Consider the following 19401-nt stretch of genomic DNA (forward strand, 5'->3'; position numbering starts at 1 on the left):
GCCGAGGTCGATCACCAGCTCCCCCGCCGCCGTCGCGGCGGACCCGGGCGGCAGGATCGCGAGCGGCGGAAGCTTCGGCAGGCGCGTGCGCCGGGGCAGGGGGATCAGCCGCCGCTCGAGCCGCAGCAGCGCCGCGATCCCGGACGAGACGGGCTCGGCCTCGGGCGGTGGCGCCGCGATCAGCGTCAGCGACACGTCGGGAAGGGTCCGCAACGCCGCGATCAGCCGCACCGCCTGTCGCGGCAGCGCATCGGCCGTCGTCGCGGGCACCAGCAGCACCGCCGCGAGGGCCGTCGCCGCGTCCGGTCGGGCCTCGATCCGGTCGATCATCCTGTTCACCTGTTCAGATCCCCTGTTTCCACGAGCCGCCTTCCTGCGCGATCCTCCGGGTGACAGGACGCCGCAGGAACAGCCTGCGCCGAGCCTAACCGCACAAAGTGCCCGGAATGGGGCACATTTGGAGCGCTCGCATGGGCAGGCTGCCCCCCTGTCCCGGCCCGCTTTCTGCACCGCGCTCCGGCAGGGTTGATCCATGTCAATGTCGCCCGCGCCCCGCGATGCCAGAACCGCCGCGGAAAAACACGCGTCGGCCCTCCGTCGGCGCGAAAGCCGATGCGAGGGATACATGGCAATTTTCAGAATGATCGTTCTGGCCATGGTCGCGCTCTTGGCCGCCATCGCGGCGGACTGGGGGCGCGACCTGGCCTATTCGTTCCACGCCGTGCTGGTGATGCTGATCGCCGGCGGGCTCTGCCTGTGGGAGATCCGGCGCTTCGGCGAGCCCGTGGCGGCGACCGACCTCTCGGGCTACATGGACGGCCCGATCCGCGCGGGCGTCATCGCCACCGCCTTCTGGGGCATCGCGGGCTTCCTCGTCGGCACCTTCATCGCGCTCCAGCTGGCCTTCCCCGAGCTGAACTTCGACTGGTCCGAGGGCTTCGCCAACTTCGGCCGCCTGCGCCCGCTGCACACCTCGGCGGTGATCTTCGCCTTCGGCGGCAACGCCCTGATCGCCACGTCGTTCTACGTCGTCCAGCGCACCAGTGCGGCGCGGCTCTGGGGCGGCAACCTGGCCTGGTTCGTCTTCTGGGGCTACCAGCTGTTCATCGTGCTGGCCGCCACCGGCTACCTGCTCGGCGCGACGCAGTCGAAGGAATACGCCGAGCCCGAGTGGTACATCGACATCTGGCTGACCGTCGTCTGGCTGGCCTACCTCGCCGTCTTCCTCGGCACCCTGGTGAAGCGGCGCGAGCCCCACATCTACGTCGCCAACTGGTTCTTCCTCGCCTTCATCGTCACCGTGGCGATGCTGCACGTCGTCAACAACCTGTCGATCCCCGTGTCGATCCTCGGCTCGAAGTCGGTGCAGGTGTTCTCGGGCGTGCAGGACGCGATGACCCAGTGGTGGTACGGCCACAACGCCGTTGGCTTCTTCCTGACGGCGGGCTTCCTCGGCATGATGTACTACTTCGTGCCGAAGCAGGCGAACCGCCCGATCTACAGCTACAAGCTGTCGATCATCCACTTCTGGGCGCTGATCTTCCTCTACATCTGGGCCGGTCCGCACCACCTGCACTATACCGCGCTGCCCGACTGGGCCTCGACGCTGGGCATGGTGTTCTCGGTGATCCTCTGGATGCCCAGCTGGGGCGGCATGATCAACGGCCTGATGACGCTGGAAGGCGCCTGGGACAAGATCCGCACCGACCCGATCATCCGGATGTTCGTCGCCTCGCTCGCCTTCTACGGCATGTCGACCTTCGAGGGCCCGATGATGTCGATCCGCGCCGTCAACTCGCTCTCCCACTACACCGACTGGACCATCGGCCACGTCCACTCCGGCGCGCTCGGCTGGAACGGGCTGATCACCTTCGGCTGCCTCTACTTCCTGACGCCGAAGCTCTGGGGGCGCGCGCAGATGTACTCGGTCCCCGCGATCAACTGGCACTTCTGGCTCGCCACCATCGGCATCGTCCTCTACGCGGCCTCGATGTGGGTCACGGGGATCATGGAAGGGCTGATGTGGCGCGAGGTCGACGCCAACGGCTTCCTCGTCAACTCCTTCGCCGACACCGTCGCCGCCAAGTTCCCGATGTACCTGGTGCGCGCCACCGGCGGCCTGTTCTACCTCTCCGGCGCGCTGATCATGGTCTGGAACATGTGGATGACCATCCGCAGCCCCCAGTCCAGCGCCGTCACCACCCCCCTGCCTGCGGAGTGAACACCCCATGAGCAACGACAAGATTCCCCCCGCGGCCGAGGATCCGAAGGTGGTGCGCCCCGGCGACGGCGGCATCCCCAACGAGATGCCGCACCAGACCCGGCTGATCGACCGCCATGCGATCCTGGAGAAGAACGCGACCCTGCTGCTGGTCTTCTCCTTCCTCGTCGTCACCATCGGCGGGATCATCGAGATCGCGCCGCTGTTCTGGATCGAGAACACGATCGAGAAGGTCGAGGGCGTGCGCCCCTACAGCCCGCTCGAACTCACGGGCCGCGACATCTACGTCCGCGAGGGCTGCTATGTCTGCCACAGCCAGATGATCCGGCCGATGCGCGACGAGGTCGAACGCTATGGCCACTACTCGCTCGCGGCGGAGTCGATGTACGACCACCCGTTCCAGTGGGGCTCCAAGAGGACGGGGCCGGACCTGGCGCGGGTGGGGGGCCGCTATTCCGACGAATGGCACGTCGACCACTTCGCCAACCCGCAGGCGGTCGTCCCGGAAAGCGTGATGCCGAAGTACGACTACCTGGCCCGCACGAAGATCGGGCCCGAGCACATCGAGGACCTGCTGAAGACCCACGCGATGGTCGGCGTCCCCTATACCGAGGAGATGATCGCCAACGCCGCGGCCGACTTCCGCGTCCAGGTGGACCCGTTCGGCGACATCGACGGCCTGCTCGACCGCTACCCGGGCGCCGAGGTGCGCAACTTCGACGGCCAGCCGCAGCTGACCGAGCTCGACGCCCTGATCGCCTATCTCCAGATGCTCGGCACCTCGGTCGATTTCTCGACCTTCATCGCCGACACCAGCCGCTGAGGACCGCCCCATGCACGACACCTATTCCCTGATGCGCGAATTCGCCGACAGCTGGGCGCTGCTGACGCTGTTCGTCTTCTTCCTCGGCGCCTTCCTCTGGGTCTGGCGGCCGCACAGCCGGGCGCTCCACGAGGACGCCGCGCGCTCGATCTTCCGCGAGGACGTCGCGGCACCGCTGGCCGCGCCGCCCGCGCTGCCGAAGGCCGCCTGCGACCGCCAGTGCGCGACCTGCGCCTGCGGCAAGACGGAGGGGTTCTGATGGCCAGTCCGCACGACAAGGACCACGTCGAGACCACCGGCCACAGCTGGGACGGGATCGAGGAGTACAACAACCCGCTGCCGCGCTGGTGGCTCTGGACCTTCTACGCGACCATCGCCTGGGGGCTCCTCTATACCATCCTCTACCCGGCCTGGCCGCTGGTCCACGGCGCCACCACCGGCGTCATGGCCTGGTCGACCCGGGGCGATGTCGCCGCCGAGATCCAGGCGGTGCGCGAGGGGCAGGCAGACATGCGCGCGGCGCTCGTCGATGCCGACCTCGCGACCCTGCCGCAGAACGAGGCGCTGAACGGCTTCGCGGTGCAGGCGGGGGCGGCGCTGTTCCGCACCAACTGCTCGCAGTGCCACGGCTCGGGGGCGGCGGGGGCCGACGGCTATCCCAACCTGCTCGACGACGACTGGCTCTGGGGCGGGCAGATCGACCAGATCGCCTTCACCATCCGCCACGGCATCCGCAACGAGGTGGATCCCGACGCCCGCTACAGCCAGATGCCCGCCTTCGGCGAGATCCTGGCCCCGGCCGAGATCGAGACGCTGGTGCAGCACGTCCAGTCGCTGCCCGAGGGGAACGATCCGCTGGGCGGCGAGGGCGGCGCGCTGTTCGCCGACAACTGCGCTTCGTGCCACGGCGAGGACGCCCGCGGCAACCGCGACGTCGGCGCGCCGAACCTGACCGACGCGATCTGGTTGAACGCCCACGACGACGCGAGCCTGACGACCCTGATCTCGAAGGGCCCCTTCGGCGTCATGCCGCCCTGGGGCGACCGTCTTGGCGAGGCGGGGGTCCGGGCGCTGGCCGCCTATGTCCACCAGCTGGGCGGGGGCGAGCCGACGCCCGAACCGACACCCGGGCAGCCCAAGGAGTAGGGGGCGCCGCGCCCTGTTCGCACCAGTGGCGGCGAACCCCCTGACGGGCGGCGGATCGACCATCCGCCGCCCGTCGCTCGTGATGCCGCCGCCGTTCGCCCGGTCCGATCCGGCCGTGACGCCGCGACCGCCGCTTTTCCCCGCCCCCCTTGATCCATGTCAACGCGCCGGGGGCCGATCCCCCGCAGAAGGGGCGCGCGAACAGGAACCATACTCATGACCCACGAACAGACTTCCCTCTACGCCGCGCGCGAGCCGATCTTCCCGCGCCGGGTCTCCGGCGCGTTCCGGCGGCTCAAGTGGCAGATCATGGCCGTGACGCTCGGCATCTACTACATCACGCCCTGGATCCGCTGGGACCGCGGCCCGGCGCTGCCCGACCAGGCGGTGCTGGTCGACCTCGCGCACCGCCGCTTCTACTTCTTCATGATCGAGATCTGGCCGCACGAGTTCTACTTCGTCGCGGGCCTTCTCATCATGGCGGGGCTCGGGCTGTTCCTCTTCACCGCGGCGCTGGGCCGTGTCTGGTGCGGTTACGCCTGTCCGCAAACGGTCTGGACCGACCTGTTCCTGCTGGTCGAGCGAAAGGTCGAGGGCGACCGCAACGCCCGCCTGCGCCTCCACAAGGCGCCCTGGGACGCACGCAAGTGGCGGCTGAGGCTGACCAAGTGGGCCATCTGGCTGGTCATCGCCATGGCCACCGGGGGCGCCTGGGTCTTCTACTTCGCCGATGCGCCGACGCTGGCGCGCGAGCTTGCGACCTTCGAGGCGCCGCCGGTCGCGTGGATCTCCATCGCCGTGCTGACCTTCACCACCTTCACCTTCGGCGGCTTCATGCGCGAACAGGTCTGCATCTACATGTGCCCCTGGCCGCGCATTCAGGGCGCGATGATGGACGAGGGCACGCTGACCGTCGCCTACCGCAGCTGGCGGGGCGAGCCGCGGGGCCGGGGGATGAAGCGGCACGCGGGCGACGGGGCCATCACCCGCGCCGCCGGGCCGCAGATCGGCGGCCGTTCCCCGGTGCTGCCGATGCAGTTCCGCGAGGGCCGTGTGGTTCTGCCCGAACCCCAGGCAGGCGCCGCGCAAGGTCCGGGCGACTGCATCGACTGCAACGCCTGCGTCAACGTCTGCCCCATGGGCATCGACATCCGCGACGGCCAGCAGATGGCCTGCATCACCTGCGCGCTCTGCATCGACGCCTGCGACGAGGTGATGGAGAAGGTGGGCCGTCCCCGCGGCCTGATCGACTACCTCGCCCTGTCGGACGCCCCGCGCGAGCGGGCCGGGGGCGCGCCGCAATCGGTCTGGCGCCACGTCCTGCGGCCGCGCAACCTGGTCTATACCGGGCTCTGGGCGGCGATCGGCGTGGGCCTGCTCCTGGCGCTGGTGCTGCGCCCGACGATCGAGCTGACCGTCGCGCCTGTGCGCAACCCGACCTTCGTCACCCTCTCCGACGGCGCGATCCGCAACGCCTATGACGTGCGGGTCAGGAACCGCGAGGGCAGCCTGCAAAACATCGCCTTCAGCCTCGCCGGCGCGCCGGGCATGAGCCTCGGGGTCGAGGGCGTGGACGACACCACCGTCGCGGTCGAGGCCGACTCCCAGCGGCTGATCCGCGTCTACGTCACCGCCGCCGACGACACGCCCGCGGCCGAGTCCGACCGGACCGAGATCGCCCTGACCGTGCGCGACACCGTGACCGGCGAAAGCGCGACGGTCGAAACCACCTTCAACGGAGACCCGGAATGACCGACAGAAAGCTCACGGGCTGGCACGTGCTGGCGATGTTCACCGGCGGCTTCGCCATCATCATCGCGGTCAACGTCGCCCTCGCCGTCGAGGCGGTGAAGACCTTCCCCGGCCTCGAGGTTGCCAACTCCTATGTCGAGAGCCAGAAATTCGACGCCCGCCGCGCCGCGCAGGACGCGCTCGGCTGGGACGTGCGGGTGGAGTACGCCGATGGCGTCCTGACCCTCGCCGTCACCGACCGGAAGGGGCGCGCCGTCGATCCCGCCCGCTTCACCGGCACCATCGGCCGGCCGACGACCCGCGCCCAGGACCGCGCGCTGTCCTTCGACGCCAACGGTGAACAGCGGCTGGATCTGCCGAAGGGCAACTGGCGCCTCGACCTGCAGGACGCGGGGCCGGAGCCGGTGTTCACCCGCGCCTATTCGATCACGGTGCAGGAATGACCGCCGCCTGTCCCGCCTGCGCGGGGGCCATGCCCGACATCGCGCCGCCCCCCGACGCGGCCGCCGACATCGTTCTGCACCTGCCCGACATCCATTGCGCCGCCTGCATCGCCTCGGTCGAGACCGCGCTCTCGGGCCTGCCGGGGGTGCGCGAGGCGCGGGTGAACCTGTCGCGCAGGCAGGTCAGGGTCGCGGGCGCCGGGCTGGCGCCCTCCACCCTGATCGACCGGTTGGCGGCGGCGGGGCACCGGGCGCAGGAACTCGACACCGGGCTGCTGGCCGGGCAGGGGGCCGAGATGCGCGGCCTCCTCATGCGCACCGGCGTCGCGGGCTTCGCGATGATGAACGTCATGCTGCTCTCCGTCGCCGTCTGGTCGGGCGCCGCGGACGAGACCGAGCGGCTGTTCCACCTGATCTCCGCCGCCATCGCGTTGCCCGCCGTCGCCTTCTCGGCACGGCCCTTCTTCGCCTCGGCCCTCGGCGCGCTCCGGGGCGGGCGGCTGAACATGGACGTGCCGATCTCGCTCGCGATCCTGCTGGCCGCGCTGGTGTCGCTGATCGGCGCGCTGCAGGGGGCGGACCGGGCAAGCTGGTTCGACGCGGCCCTCGCGCTGACCTTCTTCCTGCTGATCGGCCGCACGCTCGATCACGCGGGCCGCAGCGCCGCCCGCTCGGCCGCCGCGGAACTCGCCGCGCTGGCGGTGCCGCAGGCGGTGCTGCTTCAGGGCGACACACGCCGCGTGGTGCGGGCCGAGACGCTGAAGCCCGGCGACACCATCGCGCTTGTCGCGGGCGACAGGCTGCCCGCCGACGGCATCGTGACCGAGGGGCAGAGCGACATCGACCGCTCGGCCCTCACCGGCGAATCCGCGCCCTTCGCCGTCGCGCCCGGCGGCGAGGTGGCGGCGGGAGAGATCAACCTCTCGGGCCCGCTGACGGTGCGCGTCGTGCGCGCGGGCCGCGACACGGCGCTGAGCCGCCTTGCCGATCTCGTCGCCGTCGCCGAAACCCAGCGGACCCGCTTCGCCAGCCTCGCCGACCGCGCGGCGCGCGCCTATGCGCCTCTCGTCCACCTGCTGGGCGCCGCTGCCTTCGCCGGGTGGTGGGCGGCGACGGGCGACGTGTGGCGCGCGGTCGACGTGGCCATCGCCGTGCTGGTCATCACCTGTCCCTGCGCCCTCGGCCTTGCCGTGCCGGCCGTGTCGGTCGTGGCGACGGGGCGTCTGTTCCGGCGCGGCCTCCTGGTGAAGTCGCGCACCGCGATGGAGCGGCTGGCCCAGGTCGACAGCGTCGCCTTCGACAAGACCGGCACCCTGACCACCGGGCAGGCGCGGCTGACGGGCACGCCGCCCGACGCCGCCCTGGCGCTGGCCGCCGCTCTGGCGCGCCGCTCCGCCCATCCCTATTCCCGCGCGATCGTCGCGGCGGCCGGGGCGCGGGGGCTTGTCCTCCCGGCGCTCGACGCCGTCGCCGAACGCCCCGGCCTCGGGATCGAAGCGCGCCGCGACGGGCGCACCGTCCGTTTGGGACGTCCCGCATGGCTTGGTGCCGCGGGCGAGGGCGTGGCACTGGACGCCGGGGGGGACGCGCCGACGCTCTTCGCCTTCTCCGAGGACATCCGCCCCGACGCCGCCGAGGCGGTGGCGGCGTTGAAGGCGCAGGGGCTGTCGGTCGCGCTGCTGTCGGGCGACGGCGCGGCGGCCTGCGCGCGGGTCGCCGCGGCGCTTTGCATCGACGAGGTGCAGAGCGCGATGACCCCAGAGGGCAAGGCCGACTGGATCCGCGCCCAAGGTGCGCAGGGCCGCCGGGTGCTGATGGCGGGGGACGGGCTGAACGACGCGGGGGCGCTCTCGCTCGCCCATGCCTCGGTCGCGCCGGCCTCGGCGCTCGACGCCGCGCGCTCGGCCGCCGACGTGGTGATCCTGTCGGGGCGGCTTGCGCAGATCCCCGAACTGCTCTCGGTCAGCCGCCACGGCGTCGGGCGGATGCGGCAGAACATCCTGCTTTCCGTCGCCTACAACCTCGTCGCCGTGCCCGTCGCCCTCGCCGGGCTCGCCACGCCGTTCCTCGCGGCGCTGGCGATGTCGCTCTCCTCGGTCACGGTCTCGCTCAACTCGCTGCGGAGCCTGAAATGAACGTCCTCGTCGTGCTGATCCCCGTGTCGCTGATCCTCGGCGGGCTTGGCCTGCTCGGCTTCGTCTGGACGATGCGCGCGTCGCAGTACGACGATGCCGAGGGCGACCGGAACCGCATCCTCGACCCTCGCTGGGACGACCGGCCGCGCAAGAGGTGAGGTTTCCGCGGCCGCGCGGAGGCCGCGCACGGGCTGCCCGCGCGCTGCGCGGCGCTGCCGCGGAATGCATCGCCGCCTGTCCGGGACGCGCCGCACCAGCCCATTGTCTTGCAATCCCTCGGATCTTTGGCTCTGTTGGGCACAGGGCCGGAGGGATCACGTGAGCGAAACAGCCGTCGAGGCGCGGGAAACGCGCAAGGTCTATGGGCAGGGGGCGGCGGCGGTGACCGCGCTCGGGGGCGTGTCGCTGGCGATCAGGAAGGGCGAGTTCTTCACGCTGCTCGGCCCCTCGGGCTGCGGCAAGACCACGCTTCTGAAGCTGATCGCGGGGTTCGAAAGCCCCACGGCCGGGCAGATCCTGCTCCACGGCAGCGACATCACCTTCGATCCGCCGAACACGCGGCCCGTCAACACCGTGTTCCAGTCCTACGCGCTGTTTCCCCACCTGACCGTGGCCGAGAACATCGGCTTCGGCCCGAAGATGCAGGGCCGCCCCAAGGCCGAGATCGCCGAGACGGTGAAGCGGATGCTGGCGCTGGTGCGGATGGAGCAGATGGCGGACCGGAAGCCCGGCCAGCTTTCGGGCGGGCAGCAGCAGCGCGTCGCGCTGGCCCGCGCGCTTGCCCCCGCGCCGAAGGTGCTGCTGCTGGACGAGCCGCTGTCGGCGCTGGACCTGAAGCTGCGCAAGGAGATGCAGATCGAGCTGAAGCGGCTCCAGGTCGAGACCGGCATCACCTTCATCTTCGTCACCCACGACCAGGAGGAGGCGCTGACCATGTCCGACCGCATCGGCGTGATGCAGGCCGGCCGGCTGCTCCAGGTTGGCGATCCGCGCGCGATCTACACCCGTCCCGCCAACCGCTTCGTCGCCTCCTTCATCGGCGAATCGAACTTCCTGCACGGCACGCTCAGGGGCAACGAGATGACGCTCGACGCCGGGCCGGTCCTGCCGGTGGAGAAGGGCGACAACGCGCCCGCCGCCGGCCCGGTGACGGCCGCGATCCGGCCCGAGCAGATCCGCATCGCGGCCGGGGGCGGCATCCCCGCCAAGGTCCGCGACACCGTCTATTTCGGCACCGACACCCACTGCGTCGCGACGTTGTCGGACGGCACCGAGATCACCGTGCGCCTGCAAAGCCCCGTCTCGGGCGACGTCGGCCTGCATCCCGGCTCGGACGTGCACCTGAGGTTCGAGCCCGGCGCGCTGATCGTGCTGCCGGAGGAGACATGAGCGCGCCCGACGATCCGAAGGCGCGGGACGAGGCCCGGCGCGGCTGGCTCCTCTCGGCGCCCGCGCTGGTGCTGCTGGTCGTCGGCGCCTCGGGGCCGCTCCTCATCATGCTGGTCTACTCGTTCCTCGAGCCGGGGCAGTACGGCAACGTCGAATGGGCGCTGTCCTTCAAGGCATGGTTCAACGTCGTGATGACGCGGGACATCTTCGACGGCACCCTCGGCTTCGCGGACGCGCACCTGACGATCTTCTGGCGCTCGGCCAAGCTCGCGCTGCTGACGACGCTCTTCGCCTTCCTCGTCGGCTTCCCCACCGCATGGTTCATCGCCACCCGCAGCCCCGGCGCGCGGACGGCGTTCCTGTTCCTCATCACCATCCCGTTCTGGACGAACCTGCTTATCCGCACCTTCGCGATCAACCAGATCATCCGCAACGAGGGGTTCCTGAACACCTTCCTGCTATGGACCGGCATCATCGACGCACCCATCGTCATGCTCTACACCGATTTCGCGGTCTTCGTCGGCATGACCTACGTGTACCTGCCGCTGATGGTGCTGCCGCTCTTCGCCGCCATCGACCGCTTCGACATGCGGCTGCTGCAGGCGGGATACGACCTTTACGCCAGCCGCTGGCAGCTGCTGCGCCACGTCATCGTGCCGGTGGTGAAACCCGGGATCATCGCCGGGTCGATCCTCGTCTTCATCCCCGCGCTCGGCGCCTATGTCACGCCCCGGATCCTCGGGGGCGGGCGCAACATGATGATCGGCAACTTCATCGAGCTTCAGTTCGGGCAGGGGCGGAACTGGCCGCTCGGCGCGGCACTTTCGGTGGTGCTGCTGGTGGTCGTGACCATCGCGCTGATCGTCTACACCCGCTTCGCGGCCGGAAGCCAGGACAAGAGCCATGGCTGAGCGCTCCAGCTTCGACATCTCGCGCCTGCCGGGTTTCGCAACCGTCGCGGTGACTGTCTTCGTCCTTCTGTACCTGCCGATCGCGATGCTGGTGGTCTTCTCGTTCAACGCGGGCGACAGCGTGGCGATCTGGGAGGGCTTCTCGTTCCGCTGGTATCCCGAGGCCTGGCAGAACGAGGAGGTGAAGGACGTCACCTTCCGCTCGCTGAAGATCGCGACGGCCGCCGCGCTGATCTCGACCACGGTCGCCACCATGGCCGCCCTCGGCACCACGCGGCGGCGGGCGACCAGGGGGCAGACCTTCGTCTACGTGATGATCAACCAGCCCCTGATGGTGCCCGAGATCGTGACCGGCGTCGCGCTGCTGATCTTCTTCTCGACGATCAAGGTCGCCACCGGCTACCAGGGGCTCGGCTATCTCATCCTCGCCCATTCCGCCTTCTGCATCCCCTTCGCCTACCTGCCGATCCGCGCGCGGCTCGAAGGCATGGACCTGACGCTGGAGACCGCGGCCTCGGACCTCTACGCGAACCGCTGGCAGACCTTCCGCCACGTGACGCTGCCGCTGGTCGCGCCAGGCGCGGTGGCGGGGCTGATGCTGGCCTTCGTCACCTCGCTCGACGACGTGGTGATCACGCTGTTTGTCAAATCCGCCGGGCAGGATACGCTGCCGACCTACATGCTGGCGCAGATCCGCCGCTCGGTCAGTGCCGAGGTCAACGCGATCTCGACCCTGCTTCTGCTGCTGACGGTGGTGCTGCTGACGGCGTTCTTTCTGCTGACGCGCAAGCGTTCGTGACCGGACAACAACAACCAACAGGGAGAAGACGATGAAGAAACTGCTGACCACCGTGGCGATCCTTGCCGCGGGCATGGCCCAGGCCGAGGGCGAGCTGCAGCTCTACAACTGGGGCGACTACACCTCGCCCGAGCTGCTGGAGAAGTTCGAGAAGGAGACCGGGATCAAGGTCACCGTCACCGACTACGATTCCAACGACACCGCGCTGGCGAAGGTCGAGGCGGGGGGCCATGGCTTCGACCTGGTGGTGCCGTCGGCGAACTACATCCCGATCTGGCGCGAGAAGGGGCTGATCCAGGAGCTGGACCTGTCGAAGCTGCCGCACCACGGGAACATCGCCGACCAGTGGGTCGACGTGCCCTTCGATCCGGGCCGGAAATACTCGATCCCGTGGCAGATCGGCGCGACCGGGATCGCCGTGAACTCCGACGCCTACGAGGGCGACATCAACACCAGCGCGATCTTCCTCGACACGCCGGAAGAGCTGAAGGGCAAGGTCAACGTCACGCCCGAGATGAACGACATCCTGTCGCTCGCCCTCTGGTACGTCGGCGGCGAGCCCTGCTCGGAGGACCCCGAGAAGCTGAAGGCGGCCCGCGACGCGCTGCTGGCCGCGAAACCCGACTGGCAGTCCATGGACTACGGCATGACCGAGAAGCTGGCGGCGAACGACACCATGGCCTCGGTCTACTGGAACGGGGCGGTGTTCCGCGCCGCGTTGAAGAACGACAAGGTGAAGTTCGGCTATCCGCAGGAAGGCTTCCCGCTGTTCATGGATTCGGTCGCCCTGCTGTCGGACGCCCAGAACGTCGAGGAGGCCTACAAGTTCCTCGACTTCATCATGGTCCCCGAGAACGCCGCGCTGATCTCGGAATTCGCGCGCTATGCCAACGGCATCGAGGGGTCGGACGAGTTCATGGACGAGCAGATGAAGACCTCGCCCATGGTGAACATCCCGCCCGAGCTGGCGGATGCGGGCAAGTTCCTGCCCACCTGCTCGGCCAAGTCGCTGGAGTACTACACCGCGATCTGGACCGAGCTGCAGAAGTAGGGCTGCGTCCTGCGCGATGCGAAGCCGGCCGCCCAAGCGGCCGGCTTCCGCGATTTCCAGACCCCGCCGCGCATCCCGGCCCGGCGCCCCAGCGAAGGCTCCGCGATGTCCTTTGGTCCCGATCTCGTCATCCTCAACGCCTCCGTCCTCACCTTCGACGATGCGCGGCCCCGCGCCGCGGCGCTGGCGGTGAAGGACGGCCGGATCCTCGAAGTGGGCGACGAGGGGGCGATCCGCGCCATGGCGGGGCAGGGGACGGAGGTGATCGACGCCGGGGGCGGAACCGTCCTGCCGGGTTTCATCGACAGCCACGTGCACCTTTTCGGCGGCTCGGTCGAGCTCGACTATCTCGACCTTTCCGGCGTTACCGGCTTCGACGCAGTGACGGCAGCCGTCCGCGCCCGCGCCGCGCGGGACAGGTCCGCACGGCTGATCTTCGCGGTGCAGGCCGACTACGGCATGTTCGGCCGGGGCCACCGCACCACCCGCCACGATCTCGACCGGGTGCTGCCCGACCGCCCCTTCGCGATGTTCGCCTCGGACCACCACACGATCTGGGCCAACACGGCCGCGCTGGAGCTTGCCGGGATCCTCGGCGGCGGCGCGACCGAGCCCGGCTCGGAGATCGTCATGGGCCCGGACGGCCGCGCGGAGGGCGAGCTGCGCGAGCCCGGCGCCTATGCCCGGGTGCTGGCGCTGACGCCCTACGGCGGGCGCGACTTGGCGGGGCTGGTGACGGGCAGGAACCCCGAGCCGCCGGCCAGCGCCGCCGAGCGGGCGCGCGACCTCGACGCGCTGCGCCGGGGGCTGAGACATTGTGCCAGCCACGGCATCACCGGCCTGCACAACATGGACGGCAATTTCTACACCATGGAGCTGCTGGCCGAGCTCGACGCCGCCGGGGACCTGATCTGCCGCACCGAGGTGCCGTTCCACTACAAGTCCGTTGACAGCCTGGAGCGGTTCGAAGACGCCGAGGAGATGCGCCGCCGCTGGGCGGGCGACCGGCTCTGGTGCCACCGGGTGAAGATGTTCATGGACGGCGTGATCGAAAGCCGCACCGCGTTGATGATCCAGCCCTATCCCGGCTCCGACCACACCGGCGATGCGGTATTCACGCCCGACCACTTCGACGCCGCCTGCGTCGAGGCCGACCGGCGCGGCTTCCAGATCGCCACCCACGCCATCGGCGATCTCGCCGTGCGCCGCACGCTCGACGGCTACGGCGCGGCGCGCGCTGCCAACGGGGCGCGGGATGCCCGCCACCGGATCGAGCATATCGAGACGCTGCACCCGGACGACCTGCCGCGCTTCGCCGAGCTTGGCGTCGTCGCCTCCTACCAGCCGGGCCACGCGCCGTTCGGCCACATCTACCCGGCCGAGGCCATCGCGCCGCACCTGCACGACGCCCAGAAGCCGCTGGCCTACGGCTGGCAGAGCCTGCGCGCGGCAGGAACCCTCGTCGTCTTCTCGACCGACTGGCCGGTGATCCGCGTCGACACCATGTCGACCCTGCGCGCCGCCTGCGCCCCCGTGGCGCTGCCCGCGCCCTGGGGCGACCAGCGGCAGGGGCTGATGGACGCGCTCGCCTCGATGACCCGGGACAACGCCTGGGTGGAGTTCAACGAACACCGCAAGGGCCGCCTTGCCCCGGGCTTCATGGCGGACATCGTGGTGATGAAGGACGACGTGGAGCGGATGGAGCCCGACCGGTTCGAGACGACCGGGGCCGCGGTGACGATCTCGGGCGGGCGGATCACCTACCGCGCCTGAGCCGCCCGGCGGTCAGAGGAACCGCCCCAGATCGTCGAGGTAGGAGTTCGCCGCCCGCTCGCGGGCGATCAGCGCGCCGTCGATCCCGGCCAGCAGCAGCTCGGGCCCCGCGCCCGCCTGCGCGAGCGCGGCACCCCGCGGGTCGCGGATCGAGGAGAGGCCGACGAACTCCAACTCGGGCTCGCGGCCGCTGCGGTTGCAGTAGGCGACGAAGATCTGGTTCTCCAGCGCCCGCGCCGCCACCATCGCCTCCGCCACCCGCTCGTGCGGGGTCATCAGCGCCGTCGGCACCACCACCAGCTCGACCCCCGCCTGCGCCTCGGCGCGGATCAGCTCGGGAAACTCGACGTCATAGCAGATGGCGACGCCGACGCGCAGCCCGCCGCAGTCGAAGCGCAGCGGCGCGTCGCCGGGCAGGAAGGTCGCCTTCTCCCAGGCCCCGAACAGCGTGCGCTTGTGATACCGTCCGATCTCGGCGCCGAGGGCGTCGAACACCACGGCCGAGTTCCTCAGCCCCCGCGGCGTGTCGAGATGGGTGCCGAGGACCATCGCCAGCTCCGTCTCCGCCGCGATCCGCCCGGCCTGCTCCAGCGCCGCCTCGACCCCCGGCAGGCCGCCGGGCGCGAGGCCGGGAATGTGATAGCCGGTCAGGAAGCCTTCGGGAAAGACCAGCAGATCCGCGCCGGCCCGCGCGGCCTCGCCCGCGACCCGAGCGACCTCGGCCAGCGTCGCGTCGAGATCGCCGGGCACCCCGGCCCCCTGCCAGATCGCCAGTTCCAGACCCATCGTGCCCCTCCCGTACCGCCGACGCCAGGCCCATCATCCACCGCGACGCGGCGGAGGCAAGCCCGCATCGGCCGGGGTCAGCTGCGCCCGCCCGCCGCCTTCGGCGCGGCGCAGGAGGCGAGCAGGAGCACCCAGTCGGAATCGCCCCCGGAGTCGTCCGCGCGCAGCGGCGGCGTCACCAGGTCCTCGCCCTCGGCCAGCGGCGCGGGCGCGGGATGGCGGCTGCCGTCCTGCGGCGCGTACCAGGTTGCGCAGACCGGCCCGCCCGCGAAGGCGTCGGTCCGGATCCTGAGCGGCCCGCCCCCCGGCGAATAGACGACGGCGAAGCTGCCGTCGTCGGCCAGCGCGCATTTCGCCCCGCCGAAGCGCGACCGCCAGCCGCAGACGCGCCCCTCGGCGTCGTCGCGCAGCCGCCACCAGGCCAGGGGCTCGAAGAAGGCGCGCATGTGGCCCATGGCGACCGATCCCGCGCCGCCGAGCTCGGCCTTCCACCCGTTCGCCGCGGCGAAGAGCCCGACGCTGTCGAAGTGCCAGATCGGGTTGTTGCCGAAGACGAAGCCCGCCGCCCCCGCCATCACCGCGCCATAGCCCGCTTCGCGCAGGGAGGGCGGGGTCGCGTCGCGCTCGTTCTCGTAGCGGCTCTCGATCATCACCACCGGCAGGTCGTGGTCGTCGCGCCGCTGCTCGGCGACCTTCGCGTAGACGTCGCCGTAGGTGTAGGCGGTGTCGAGGTCGAGCCAGGGCGCATCGGCCCAGAGCGCCGCCGTCACGGTGTCGCGGCGGGAGTGGACAGTCTGCAGCGCCCCGGGATCGGCCGCGCGGATGCCCTCGGCCAGGGCCGTGACCAGCGCGGGATCCGGCGCGTCCTCGTCGCCGCCCTCGGTCCAGACGATGTTGTCCAGATCGCCGAACCGCTGCCCGAGGAAGGTGCCATAGCGGCGCAGCCGCTCGGGGCCCGCCGCCGCCATCTCGACCCACCAGCCCTGACCGCCGCCGCCCGACCCGATGTAGGCGGGGGCGAGGAACACGGTGAACCCCAGCGCGCGCGCCCGTTCCAGCACCCGGTGCGCGCGGTCGAAATAGGCGGTGTCCGGCGCCTCGAAGGGCTGGCCCGCGAAGGGGCGTTCGCCATGGGCGTTGGCCGGGGGATGATCGCTGAACTGGTGCTCGATCAGGTTCACGAGCAGCGCGTTGAACCCGCGCGCCCGGCGGTCCCGGAGGTACAGCTCGATGTCGTCGTCGCCGGGCTGCACCAGGAGCGACCAGGCGGCGTCCCCGACCAGCAGGACCGGCCGGCCGCTGCCGTCCCGAAGGTGCGTCCGGTCGGCGGAGACCGAAAGCGGGAACTCCGTCGTCGGCCAGGCCGGGGCCGCCTGCACCCCCGCGACCAGCAGCAGCGCCGCAAGCCAGGGTCGCAGCGCCGCCATCATGGAAGGTCCGCGGGCGCCGTGTTGTGGCTGCGGAAGACCACCTGCGAGGGGCGGCCGACCAGGTAGCGCCCCACGCCCTCGTCCAGCGCCTTGCGGTAGACCCCGAGCGCGCCGTCGAAGGCGGCGACGGTGGCCGCGATGTCCTCGGCGCCGTGGGCATAGCTCACCACCAGGGAGGGGGCCAGCACGCCGCGCCGGATCGTCTCCTGCAGGAGCAGCGAGCGGAACGCCTGCGAGGGCTGCCCGCTGCCGTCGAGCGACTGGTAGGCGAGGCAGCAGTCGCGCCCCACGATCCGCACCGCATCCTCCAGCCCGTGCGCGGCGATCACGTCCTCGAGCTCGCGCCGCAGTGCCGCGCCGGTCTCGTGCATCCGCGCCGTCACCGGCTCGTCGCGGTAGATCCGCATCGTCTCGGTCGCGGCGGCCAGGGCGTGGGTTTCCGCCCCGTGGGTGGTGGACAGGAGGAACACGCGCGGGCGGTCGCGGTGCTCGATCCCGCCGAGGCGCATGATCTCGCGCAGCCCGCAGAGCGCGGAGACCGAGAAGCCGTTGCCGAGCGCCTTGCCGAAGGTGGCGAGGTCGGGCACCACACCATAGACCTCCTGCGCGCCGCCCCGGCTCCAGCGGAAGCCGGTGATCATCTCGTCGAGGACGAACAGAGCGCCTTCCCGGTGGGCCATGTCGCGCAGCGCGGCGAGGTAGCCCGGCGGCGGATCCTCGCCGCGGGAGGGTTCGAGGATCAGGGCCGCGATGCGCCCCGGGTGGCGGTCGAACATCGCCTGCGCGTCGGCCAGATCGCCGTAGCGGAAGCCGGTGGTCAGCTCGCGCACCGCGAGCGGGATCCCGGCCGTCATCGGCGTGGTGCCGATGAACCAGTCGTCGGTCGAGAAGAACGGATGGTCCGAGCAGATCGCCACCATGTCTCGCCCGGTATAGGCCCGCGCCAGCCGCACCGCGCCCGAGGTCGCGTCCGAGCCGTCCTTGCAGAACTTCACCATCTCCGCCCCCGGAACGGAGTCGAGGAACATCTCGGCGCATTCCGCCTCAAGGGGCGAGGGCCGGGTGAAGTTGCAGCCGAACTCCAGCGCCACCCGCGCCGCGGCCAGCACCTCCGGGTGGCAATGGCCGAGGCCCACCGCCCGGTTGCCCATGCCGTATTCGACGTATTCGTTGCCGTCCACGTCCCAGACCCGGCAGCCCGCCCCGCGGCGGATGAAGCCGGGCGCCAGCACCGGGTACTGGTCGTCCCCCTTGGCATAGGTGTGGGCGCCGCCCGGGATCATCGCGTGGGCGCGCCAGCGCAGCGCCTCGGACCGGGCGAAGCGCGCCGCGTCGGCGACGGGGGTGGCGGGCAGCGGTCCTGCGGAGTGATCGTTCATCGCCAGTCCTCTCTCGGTAGAAATCCCGTTCTCAGCCTTTCCCGCGCCAGGCGCAGGGCGTTCTTCACCGGCCGCGGCAGGTGCGTGCGCAGCCCCGCGCGCAGGCCGCGCGGCAGTTTCCAGTCCTCGAAGGGCAGCGGATCGGCGATCGCGGGGCGGCGGTGCTGCACCTCGGCGATCAGCCGGGCGTAGGCCGCGCCCATCTCCGCCCCCGAGTGGAGGTTGCGCGCCGTCCCGCGGGCGGCGGCGGCCAGCCCGACCCGCCACGCGGGATCCGCGGCGAGCGCGGCAATGCACTCGGCCGCGGCCTTCGCGCTGCCCATGGGAAACAGCAACCCGTTGTGGGCGTGGTGCACGATGGTGTCCGTCACCCCCTCGATGCGCGAGGCCACGGGAACGCAGCCCATCGCCATCGCCTCGATCAGCGCCATCGGCATTCCCTCGAACCGCGAGGGCATCAGCAGGGCGTCGTGCCGGGCCAGCAGCGCGGGCACCTCGGCCGAGGGCACGGCGCCGAGCATCCTTGCGCGCCCGGCGAAGGGCGCCAGTGCCGCCTTCAGCCGCTTCGCGTCGGGTCCGTCCCCGGCGACGGTCAGCGTGACCGTCGGCGGGAGGCGGTGCAGGATCGAGGGCAGCAGCATCACCCCCTTCGAGGCGTCCTCGATCCGGCCGAGGAACAGGACCCGCAGCGTGCGGTCCTCGAGATGCGGCGCGGGGTGGGGCAGGGCATCGGGCAGCGTCACCGCGTTCGGGATCACCAGCGTCCGGCCGGGACGGAAGCCGTGGTGCCGGCAGAGGTCGTCGCGGGCTCGCTGGCAGACGCAGACCGTCGCGTGGACGTGAACGCGGATCGATGCGGCGGCGGCATAGGTGCCGGGCGTGATGTTGTGAACGATCATGATCCGCACGAGCCGTTCCGGCAGGTGGCGCACCAGGTTCGTCGCCGCCCGGTCGCTCAGGACGTTGACGAAGACGCCGTCGTAGCCGCCCGCCTCCAGCCGCGCGGCCATGGCGCGGGCCTGGGCGAGGTCGTCGATGGCACCGGGGACGTCGATCGCCTCGCCGCGGTCGGCTTCCCCGGCCCAGTGCGGATCGGCCAGCAGCCGCGCCCGCGCACAGGGGCCCATCCACCGCAGCTCGACCCCCCGCGGGGCAAGCTCGGCACGCAGGCTCCGGAACACCGTGAAGGTGCCGCCGGTATGGGGCGTCACGAAGAACGCGAACTTCGGCATCCGGACCTCTCCGCAGGACGGGCGGATCCCGCCCCGGCGCGGACCGGGGCGAGTCGCTGGATCCACGCTAGGACGGTCGGGCGCCGTCCGGCGGCCCGCCTTCGGACGCCGCGGGCGCAAAAGGCGGTAGG

General features: G+C 70.9%; 18 protein-coding genes. 13 read left to right on the forward strand and 5 right to left on the reverse strand.

Going from position 1 to position 19401, the window contains the following annotated elements; genetic code table 11:
• Nucleotides 1-339, reverse strand: a 339-nt coding sequence (locus tag A7B20_RS16895) for a hypothetical protein (protein ID WP_216641216.1), incomplete at its 3' end; no start/stop codon positions are given.
• A 286-nt stretch (nucleotides 340-625) separates the two neighbouring features.
• Between A7B20_RS16895 and ccoN the strand changes: the two genes are divergently transcribed.
• From ccoN to A7B20_RS16960, 13 genes are all read left to right on the forward strand, one after another.
• Entirely contained in the window at nucleotides 626-2221 is a 1596-nt protein-coding gene (gene ccoN, locus A7B20_RS16900) for a cytochrome-c oxidase, cbb3-type subunit I (RefSeq protein ID WP_102109763.1), read from the forward strand.
• An 85-nt stretch (nucleotides 2222-2306) separates the two neighbouring features.
• A complete protein-coding gene (gene ccoO, locus A7B20_RS16905) occupies nucleotides 2307-3044 on the forward strand; it encodes a cytochrome-c oxidase, cbb3-type subunit II (RefSeq protein ID WP_102109799.1) in 738 nt (245 codons plus the stop codon).
• Between the two features lie 10 nt (nucleotides 3045-3054).
• Complete coding sequence (locus A7B20_RS16910; RefSeq protein WP_102109764.1) at nucleotides 3055-3303, forward strand: cbb3-type cytochrome c oxidase subunit 3; 249 nt, start codon at nucleotides 3055-3057, stop codon at nucleotides 3301-3303.
• Nucleotides 3303-4190 carry a cytochrome-c oxidase, cbb3-type subunit III gene (ccoP, locus tag A7B20_RS16915; protein ID WP_102109765.1) on the forward strand — a complete coding sequence of 296 codons (888 nt, stop codon included), beginning with the start codon at nucleotides 3303-3305 and terminating at the stop codon, nucleotides 4188-4190. The genes A7B20_RS16910 and ccoP overlap by 1 nt, the downstream gene beginning before the upstream one ends.
• 216 nt (nucleotides 4191-4406) lie before the next feature.
• A complete protein-coding gene (gene ccoG / locus A7B20_RS16920) occupies nucleotides 4407-5942 on the forward strand; it encodes a cytochrome c oxidase accessory protein CcoG (RefSeq protein ID WP_102109766.1) in 1536 nt (511 codons plus the stop codon).
• Nucleotides 5939-6385, forward strand: coding sequence for a FixH family protein (locus A7B20_RS16925; RefSeq protein ID WP_102109767.1), 447 nt, complete (start codon nucleotides 5939-5941; stop codon nucleotides 6383-6385). Before ccoG ends, A7B20_RS16925 begins: the two co-directional genes overlap by 4 nt.
• Nucleotides 6382-8520 (forward strand): heavy metal translocating P-type ATPase, encoded by a 2139-nt coding sequence (locus A7B20_RS16930; RefSeq protein ID WP_102109768.1) that lies wholly within the window; start codon nucleotides 6382-6384, stop codon nucleotides 8518-8520. Before A7B20_RS16925 ends, A7B20_RS16930 begins: the two co-directional genes overlap by 4 nt.
• On the forward strand, nucleotides 8517-8678 hold the full coding sequence (ccoS, locus tag A7B20_RS16935; protein ID WP_102109769.1) for a cbb3-type cytochrome oxidase assembly protein CcoS: 162 nt from the start codon (nucleotides 8517-8519) through the stop codon (nucleotides 8676-8678). The genes A7B20_RS16930 and ccoS overlap by 4 nt, the downstream gene beginning before the upstream one ends.
• A gap of 160 nt (nucleotides 8679-8838) precedes the next feature.
• A complete protein-coding gene (locus A7B20_RS16940) occupies nucleotides 8839-9909 on the forward strand; it encodes an ABC transporter ATP-binding protein (RefSeq protein WP_216641217.1) in 1071 nt (356 codons plus the stop codon).
• The gene (locus A7B20_RS16945; protein ID WP_102109771.1) at nucleotides 9906-10820 is read left to right on the forward strand and encodes an ABC transporter permease; all 915 of its coding nucleotides are present in this window, start codon (nucleotides 9906-9908) and stop codon (nucleotides 10818-10820) included. Before A7B20_RS16940 ends, A7B20_RS16945 begins: the two co-directional genes overlap by 4 nt.
• A complete protein-coding gene (locus A7B20_RS16950; RefSeq protein WP_102109772.1) occupies nucleotides 10813-11619 on the forward strand; it encodes an ABC transporter permease in 807 nt (268 codons plus the stop codon). Before A7B20_RS16945 ends, A7B20_RS16950 begins: the two co-directional genes overlap by 8 nt.
• A 31-nt stretch (nucleotides 11620-11650) precedes the next feature.
• Complete coding sequence (locus A7B20_RS16955) at nucleotides 11651-12670, forward strand: extracellular solute-binding protein (RefSeq protein WP_102109773.1); 1020 nt, start codon at nucleotides 11651-11653, stop codon at nucleotides 12668-12670.
• A 105-nt stretch (nucleotides 12671-12775) separates the two neighbouring features.
• Entirely contained in the window at nucleotides 12776-14443 is a 1668-nt protein-coding gene (locus A7B20_RS16960; RefSeq protein ID WP_102109774.1) for an amidohydrolase, read from the forward strand.
• 12 nt (nucleotides 14444-14455) lie between these two features.
• Here A7B20_RS16960 and A7B20_RS16965 read toward each other — a convergent pair whose 3' ends face one another.
• The 4 genes from A7B20_RS16965 to A7B20_RS16980 all read right to left on the reverse strand — a co-directional run bounded on the left by A7B20_RS16965 (nucleotide 14456) and on the right by A7B20_RS16980 (nucleotide 19270).
• Nucleotides 14456-15229 (reverse strand): carbon-nitrogen hydrolase family protein, encoded by a 774-nt coding sequence (locus A7B20_RS16965; RefSeq protein WP_102109775.1) that lies wholly within the window; start codon nucleotides 15227-15229, stop codon nucleotides 14456-14458.
• Nucleotides 15230-15306: 77 nt separating this feature from the next.
• Complete coding sequence (locus A7B20_RS16970; RefSeq protein WP_172961046.1) at nucleotides 15307-16656, reverse strand: glycoside hydrolase family 140 protein; 1350 nt, start codon at nucleotides 16654-16656, stop codon at nucleotides 15307-15309.
• A complete protein-coding gene (locus tag A7B20_RS16975) occupies nucleotides 16656-18038 on the reverse strand; it encodes a glutamate-1-semialdehyde 2,1-aminomutase (RefSeq protein ID WP_102109777.1) in 1383 nt (460 codons plus the stop codon). Before A7B20_RS16975 ends, A7B20_RS16970 begins: the two co-directional genes overlap by 1 nt.
• Nucleotides 18035-19270: a glycosyltransferase family 4 protein gene (locus tag A7B20_RS16980; protein ID WP_102109778.1), complete on the reverse strand. Its 1236-nt coding sequence runs from the start codon at nucleotides 19268-19270 to the stop codon at nucleotides 18035-18037. The genes A7B20_RS16975 and A7B20_RS16980 overlap by 4 nt, the downstream gene beginning before the upstream one ends.
• Nucleotides 19271-19401: the final 131 nt, after the last annotated feature.

The sequence above is a fragment of the Oceaniglobus roseus genome, from assembly GCF_002869745.1.
GTDB classification, from domain to species: domain Bacteria; phylum Pseudomonadota; class Alphaproteobacteria; order Rhodobacterales; family Rhodobacteraceae; genus Oceaniglobus; species Oceaniglobus roseus.